Genomic DNA, 6,837 nt, shown 5'->3' with positions numbered 1-6,837 from the left:
GCCCCCCACCGACCACCACCCCGTCGCCCACCACTGCACCGCCGACCACGACGCCTCCGCCGGCGGGTGGCGGCTGCACCGCGACGTACGCGATTACGGGGCAGTGGCAGGGTGGTTTCCAGGGTGACGTCCGGGTGACCGCCGGCTCCGCCGCGATCAGCGGCTGGACGGTGCGGTGGACCTTCGCCAACGGCCAGACCGTGTCGCAGTCCTGGGGTACCAACCTGACCAGCAGCGGCGCCACGGTGACCGCGCGCAACGTCGATTACAACGGCCGGCTCGGCGCCGGCGCCAGCACCAGCTTCGGTTTCATCGGCAGCTGGACCGGCACCAACCCCGTCCCCGCGGTCACCTGCACCGCGAGCTGACCCCACACCGCCGCGTCGATCATGGAGTTGTGGTGCCCCGCATAACGGGCAAAGCGCAGTTTCCGCCCACCACAACTCCATGATCGGCCGGGTCAGGCCAGGAGGGCGGCGCGCATCAGCAGGTAGCGCTGCTCGGGGAGGCTTGCGGTGAGGGTGGCGGCCAGACGGTACTGCGCCAGGGCGTGCTCGTGGTCGCCGGCCATCTCGTACAGGTGGGCGCGGACCGCGGGCAGCCGGTGATGACCTGCCAGACGGGCGTCTGCGTCCAACGTGTCCAACGCGGCGAGGCCGGCCGCGGGGCCGTGCGTCATCGCGAGCGCGACCGCCCGGTTCAGGGCTACCACCGGTCCGGCCGCCAGCTTCTCCAGCACCTCGTAGAGCGCGAGAATCTGCGGCCAGTCGGTCTCCCCGGCGGTCGGTGCCTCGTCGTGCAGGGCCGCGATGGCGGCCTGCACCTGATAAGGACCGACCGGCCCGTGCGGCAGGGCCCGGGTGACGAGCGCGACGCCCTCGGCTATCGCGGCCTGGTCCCAGCGTCCCCGGTCCTGCTCGGCCAGCGCAATCAGCTCGCCGGAGGCGCCGGTGCGCGCCGCGCTGCGCGCCTCGGTGAGCAGCATCAGCGCCAGCAGGCCGGTGCACTCGCTGTCGTCGGGTAGGCGGGCGTGCAACGCCCGAGCCAGCCGGATCGCCTCCCGCGCCAGGTCCACGCGGTGCAGCCGGTCTCCCGCGCTGGCCACGTACCCCTCGGTGAAGATCAGATACAGCACCTGCCGGACGGCGGTGAGCCGGGCCGGCAGCTCGGCCGGCGCGGGCATCCGGAACGGCGTACCGGAGGCGCGGATGCGCTGCTTGGCGCGGCTGATCCGCTGCGCCATCGTCGCCTCCGGCACCAGGAACGCCCGCGCGATCTCCGCGGTGGTCAGACCGCCGACGGCCCGCAGGGTGAGCGCGACCGCCGAGGTCGGCGACAACGCCGGGTGACAGCAGAGCAGGAGCAGCACCAGGCCGTCGTCGCGGTCCGCGCCGAGCTGGTCGTCGACCGCCGGTACGCTGCGCCGGTCCGCCTCCCGCCGGGCGGCCAGATCCTCCCGGGCCCGCCGCGACTGCTCGGCACGGACCATCTCGATCATCCGCCGGTACGCGACCTGGATCAGCCAACCGCGCGGATTGTCCGGTACGCCGTCCTCCGGCCACCGGGTCGCGGCCACCAGCAGGGCCTCCTGCACCGCGTCCTCGGCGGTGGTGAAGTCACCGAAACGGCGGGCGAGCACGCCGAGGACCTGCGGCGCGAGGTCGCGCAGCAGGTCCTCGGTCGGCGGGGTTGCGGTCACCTGTCCTACGGCGGGGTTCCGGTCACATGTCCTGCGGTGGCGCGGACATCACCGGGTGCACCTCGACCGGCATGTTGAGCGGCGCGCCACCGGGCCCCGGCGCGGTGGAGATCCACCCGGCGAGCGCCACCGCCCGCTCCGGGCTCTCCACGTCGACGATCCAGTAGCCGGCGAGGAACTCCTTCGTCTCGGCGAACGGCCCCTCGGTCACCACCGGCTCGCCCCCGGCACCGGCACGTACGATCTTCGCCTGCGCCGGTCCGGCGAGCCCCTGCCCGTCGACAAGCTCGCCGTCGGCGATCAGCTTCGCGTTCACCTCGCCCATGAACGCGATGTGCGCGCTGATCTCCTCCGGCGTCCAGGTGTGGATCGGCGGAAAGTCGGTGCCGGCGGCGCTGAACTGCATCAGAAGCATGTACTTCACGGTTGTCCCCTCACGGCTGCGCACCCATCATCGGTGCTCTCACCGGTAGGTAGAAGCAGGCGGGGCTGTTCTCGACATCCCCGTCGGAGAAGTTTGAGGATCTAGTGACCGGGCTCGAACGGGTTCGTCAGAGCGGCTCCGGTGTCGGCAACATCGGGACCGCTGGCTGCCCGCGTCCTTCACGAGACGCCGCAACTCGTGCCCAAAACCGGTCCGGAAGCCGCGACATGCCGCAACTCGTGCCGGCGAGTCAAGTAGCGGATCAGCCGGGTATCAGTGCCAGCGACCGGACCAGCGTGTAGGCGAAGCGAAGCGCGTCGGCCAACTCCGGCACGTTCACCGGCAGGTGGATCACATGCCGCCGGCTCATGGGATTCTCCGTTTCGCATGGCTGGTCTGCCAGTCCCGCAGCGCCCGCTTGAGGCGTACGTTCTCGTCGTCGAGCCGGGCCAGATCCTGATAGAGAATGGCCAGCTCCCGCGCCACCCGGTGCAGGAATTGTCGTACCTCCTGCTGGTGAAGGCCGCGACGGCCGAACCCGACGACCGAGAACCGCCAGTCCCGAACCTCGCGCGGGAACAGCCGTTCCGGCCGCCTGCCGTACAGATTTCCGCGACTCATCGGATGTCCTCCAATGTGGATGGGGCGGCCCTGCCTCGAAGAGGAATTCCGGCGCAGGGCCGCCCCGCCCGAAGACCGCAGCCCCAATCGGCGAGTACGGCCACCGGGCTGCCGGTGGATGGTGCAGATTCCCGGCCAGGCACGCTCGCGACGACCTGCCTTGCCGTGATAGGTATTCATCAAGTCGGTCGGAGCCGGGAACAGCGGCTCCATGTGGAGACCCGACGAGAACCGGTATGCGTCTGCCACACGCGAAGCCGTCTCTCGTCACCTGCTCGGCTGTTGGCCCAGCCGCGGTTGCCGTGCTTGCACCGGGCGTCCCCGGGGGTCGGCGATCACCCTCACCCGAAGACCACATTTCCAGTGGTCTCGGCATTGGTGCAACCAACCCCAATGGATCTCAATCAGAGATCGGGCAAGAAAGAGGGATCATGCCTGTGAAACACGAATCGTTCGTGCAAACGCTCCGCGCCCAATGGCTGGGCCAGCAGATGCGGAAGCTACGCGAGCAACGCGGTTTCACGCTCAAGCAAGCGGCGGAGTTTCTGGAACGGGACTTCTCCTCTGTCGCACGGTGGGAGCGCGCCGAGTGGCCGTTCCGTCGAGGGGTCGTGACCTCGCTCCTCGACCTTTACGGCGAGCACGACGGGCGCGAGCGCAACCGCTACATCCAACTCGCCGAGGACGCATGGCGCACGGATCGGTGGGACGATGACTATGACGAGCTGGTCGACGCCTCCTTCATCGACTTCCCCTGGCTGGAGAGTCGAGCGGAGCAGATCTGCTCGTGGGACGCCATGCTCATGCCAGGGCTCATGCAGACGCGGCACTACGCCGAAGCGGTGATCCGCAACGCCGAGGGTGACAAGGCGACCGACTACTCGGTCGGCAAGTGGCTACAGCTGCGACTTGACCGGCAGCGGGTGATTGACCGAGAGCCGAGCCTCCGCATCGCAGCGGTCATCGATGAGAGCGTCTTGCGTCGTCCCGTCGGCGGTGCAGCTCTGATGCGCGGCCAGCTCCGGCACCTCGGGGAACTGCTTCGCCGCCCCAACATCGATGTCCGGGTCATGCCGTCAAGTGTCGGCCTTCACTCTGGCTTGGACGGTTCGTTCTGGCTGTTCAGGATGCCGAAGCCGTATCCCGAGGTCGCATACGCAGAGCATCTGGGGGGCCGCTTCTTCATGGAATCTCCGAAGTCCAAGCGTTACGCGCTTGCGTACGATCGACTCCGAGAGGCCGCACTCGACCCGCAGGAGTCGGCGAAGCTGATCGCAACGATTGGAGAGAATCTTCCATGAGCGAGATCCTGCCCGTAGTGGCTTGGCACATCAGCACCAAGAGCGCGAGCAACGGTGGGAGCTGCGTTGAGGCTGGTCCCGTACTCGACGGGTCCGGACGAGTGGCCGTTCGGCACAGCAAGGCACCCGAGGCCGCGACGATCGTCTACACAGCCGAGGAGTGGACGGCTTTCGTTCGCAGTGTCAAGGACGGCGAGTTCGACTTCGTCGCCCCCTGATAGCCGAGTCACCTGGCCGGTCTGACTCACCTTTCGACTGCACCTTGCCGGCCGAATGGTATGCCTGCCTGCTGAACTGGTGGTGACCTGGGCGGCGGGTTTTCAGCGACTTCACAGGCCCGACCGATACCGTGCCGCCGTCAGCGTCCGGTCCTCAAGGGAGTACGGGCACCAGACCCCGCGGGAGAGTTCCGATGGTCTTCAAGAAGATGTTGAGCGCGCTCGGTGTGGGCGGCCCCAGTGTGGACACCGTCCTGGCCAACCCGAACGTCCGGCCCGGGGAAACCCTCACCGGCCAGGTCAACCTGCTCGGCGGGGAGGCTGCGGCGGACATCGAGCAGATCGCCATCGGGCTGGTCACCCGGGTCGAGGTCGGTGAGCACGCCGGTGTGATGGAGTTCCACCGGCAGGTGGTGAGCGGCCCGCTCCAGCTCGCCCCGAAGCAGCCGCTGTCCATCCCGTTCCAGCTTCCGGTGCCCTGGGAGACCCCGGTCACCGCGGTGTACGGCCAGCGCCTGCACGGCATGACGATGGGCCTGCGTACCGAGTTGGCGATCGCCCGCGCGGTGGACAAGGGCGACCTGGACGAGATCTACGTGCACCCGCTGCCGGTGCAGGAGCGGATCCTGGAGGCGTTCGGTCAGCTCGGTTTCCGGTTCAAGAAGGCCGATGTCGAGCGCGGCATGATCCACGGCGTGCACCAGACGCTGCCGTTCTACCAGGAGGTCGAGTTCTTCGCCGCGCCGCAGTACGCGCAGACCGTCAACGAGGTCGAGCTGACCTTCGTGACCAACCCGCACGGCGTCGACGTGGTGCTGGAGTGCGACAAGCGCGGCGGTTTCCTCACCCCTGGCCAGGACGTCTTCGGGCGTTACCAGGTGGGGCACGCCGAGGCCGAGCGGGCAGACTGGGCGCAGGTGGTCGACGGCTGGTTGCAGGAGACCATCGGTCGCTTCGGCGCGTTGCGCGCCCAGGCGTTCGGCCCGCAGGGCTACGGCGCTCCCGGCTACGGTGCCCCGGGTTACGGCGCCCCGGGTTACGGCGCTCCGGGCCACGGCGCTCCCGGCTACGGTGCTCCGGGTTATGGGGCCCCGGGTTACGGTGCTCCGCAGAAGTACGGCCACCCGCAGCAGCGGGGTGGCGTCGGCATGGGTGGGATCGTGGCCGGCGCGGCGCTCGGTGCCGCGGGCGGCATGATCGCCGGCCACATGATCGGCAACGCGCTCGAAGGTGGCGAGGAGGAGATCGCCGAGGCTGCCGGTGACTTCGGTGGCGACTTCGGCGGCGGCGACTTCGGCGGCTTCGAGGAATTCTGAGTCGTACCCGCAATGGCACGGTGGCCCTCCGGGACGAACCCGGAGAGCCACCGTGGTGCGCGCGGAGGGTCAGCGTCCGCGCTGCCGGCGTTCGGCGGCGTTCCGCCGCTGGCTACCGGCCTTGGCCAGACCACGGCTACCCAGGTAACCGAGGGTCAGCAGGGTGATGTAGAGCCACGCCTGGCCGGGGTTGTTGATGTTCAGGCCATTCGCGGTCGTACCACGCCAGAAGGCCGAGATCACCAGCACGGTGACGGCAGCCGCGTAGACCCAGAACTCCGTCGTCAGGAACGCCTGCTTGGTCTCCGTACCCGGCGACGGCATCGGCTCCCGGTGCCCGTCGTGCATCATCGGCATCGGCTGGGTCGGTGTCTCCTGCATTGCCTGCCGATGCTGTACGTCCGGAGCCGGACGGTTCATCGGCCTGGTGGATGCAGCCTGCGTGCTCATCTGTCCTCCTCAGGATTGATGAGTCGTAACCTGCGACCCTCGCCCCGCTACCGCGTGTCGGCCACGGCACGGTTCGCGTGCTTGGCGGGGGCACCCGGGGTCTACCCGGCGTGCCGGGAGCAGTAACCCCTGGTCGATCGGCGGATCCGTCGGCAACTGGCCGGCCCGCCGGACCGGCGTACCCGTGGCCCGTCCATCGCGTCTTCTGCGCTGTATGTCGGGTTCCGCCGTCCGCTGCGGCGGTGCGGGTTAGTCCTGCCGGCTACCGGGCACGCACCGAGGACCGACCCATTCTGTGAGGTGATGGATCGTGCGTGAGGACGACATGCGACAGGAAGCCGCCCGCCAGGCCGAGGAGCGGATCGCCGGTGGTGTGTACGGCGAGGGCGCGCTCGACGAGGTGACCGTGCCACCTACCGATGTGGAGAGTGCCATCCAACGCGACGACCGGGACGATCCGGCGCACGTGCCGACGGACCCCACCGTGTTGCGCGACGGCGGCCCGACCCGGGGGCAGGGCGCGATCACCACGACCGGCGGCACAGCCGGACCGGCCAGCGCCCGCCGGGTGGCCCGCCAGCCGGAGCGCCACCGCGGAAAGGTGGCACCGACCACCACCGGTGACGCCACCACCGGCGGCATGAGCACTCCCGCCGGCGGCACCACAAGCGACAACTCCACCCCCGCCACCCAAACCGGCAACTTCGACTAACACCACCCACCCACCCCGTTGATCATGAGGTTAGCGGCAGTATTTGATCTTCAAAGTGCCGCTAACCTCATGATCAACTCGGTCAGGGGGTGGGGG

9 protein-coding genes are annotated in these 6,837 nt (G+C 69.0%); 5 read left to right on the top strand and 4 right to left on the bottom strand.

The features are described 5' to 3' along the window. Nucleotides 1-368, top strand: a 368-nt coding sequence (locus C1I93_RS26855) for a cellulose binding domain-containing protein (RefSeq protein WP_181445342.1), incomplete at its 5' end; no start/stop codon positions are given. Nucleotides 369-460: 92 nt separating this feature from the next. Here C1I93_RS26855 and C1I93_RS26850 read toward each other — a convergent pair. The 3 genes from C1I93_RS26850 to C1I93_RS26840 form a co-directional block, all read right to left on the bottom strand. Then, a complete protein-coding gene (locus C1I93_RS26850) occupies nt 461-1,699 on the bottom strand; it encodes an RNA polymerase sigma factor (protein ID WP_111246068.1) in 1,239 nt (412 codons plus the stop codon). 22 nt (nt 1,700-1,721) lie between these two features. After that, entirely contained in the window at nt 1,722-2,114 is a 393-nt protein-coding gene (locus tag C1I93_RS26845) for a YciI family protein (protein WP_181445343.1), read from the bottom strand. A 375-nt stretch (nt 2,115-2,489) separates the two neighbouring features. Further along, entirely contained in the window at nt 2,490-2,744 is a 255-nt protein-coding gene (locus tag C1I93_RS26840) for a DivIVA domain-containing protein (RefSeq protein ID WP_111246066.1), read from the bottom strand. Nucleotides 2,745-3,175: 431 nt separating this feature from the next. Between C1I93_RS26840 and C1I93_RS26835 the strand changes: the two genes are divergently transcribed. The 3 genes from C1I93_RS26835 (at nt 3,176) to C1I93_RS26825 (ending at nt 5,579) form a co-directional block, all read left to right on the top strand. Beyond that, nucleotides 3,176-4,045: a helix-turn-helix domain-containing protein gene (locus C1I93_RS26835; protein ID WP_111246065.1), complete on the top strand. Its 870-nt coding sequence runs from the start codon at nt 3,176-3,178 to the stop codon at nt 4,043-4,045. Next, nucleotides 4,042-4,263, top strand: coding sequence for a DUF397 domain-containing protein (locus C1I93_RS26830; protein ID WP_111246064.1), 222 nt, complete (start codon nt 4,042-4,044; stop codon nt 4,261-4,263). Before C1I93_RS26835 ends, C1I93_RS26830 begins: the two co-directional genes overlap by 4 nt. Before the next feature lie 194 nt (nt 4,264-4,457). Further along, complete coding sequence (locus C1I93_RS26825) at nt 4,458-5,579, top strand: sporulation protein (protein WP_111246063.1); 1,122 nt, start codon at nt 4,458-4,460, stop codon at nt 5,577-5,579. Nucleotides 5,580-5,648: 69 nt separating this feature from the next. Here C1I93_RS26825 and C1I93_RS26820 read toward each other — a convergent pair whose 3' ends face one another. Continuing rightward, nucleotides 5,649-6,029 carry a hypothetical protein gene (locus tag C1I93_RS26820; protein ID WP_111246062.1) on the bottom strand — a complete coding sequence of 127 codons (381 nt, stop codon included), beginning with the start codon at nt 6,027-6,029 and terminating at the stop codon, nt 5,649-5,651. A 310-nt stretch (nt 6,030-6,339) separates the two neighbouring features. Here C1I93_RS26820 and C1I93_RS26810 point away from each other — a divergent pair, with 310 nt between their 5' ends. Then, nucleotides 6,340-6,741, top strand: coding sequence for a hypothetical protein (locus tag C1I93_RS26810; protein ID WP_111246061.1), 402 nt, complete (start codon nt 6,340-6,342; stop codon nt 6,739-6,741). Nucleotides 6,742-6,837: the final 96 nt, after the last annotated feature.

It is taken from the genome of Micromonospora endophytica, assembly GCF_003236305.1.
In the GTDB taxonomy this organism is placed as follows: Bacteria; Actinomycetota; Actinomycetes; order Mycobacteriales; family Micromonosporaceae; genus Micromonospora; species Micromonospora endophytica.
The sequence above is the reverse complement of the archived record's forward strand: the minus strand, read 5'-3'. Positions and strand labels throughout refer to the sequence as shown.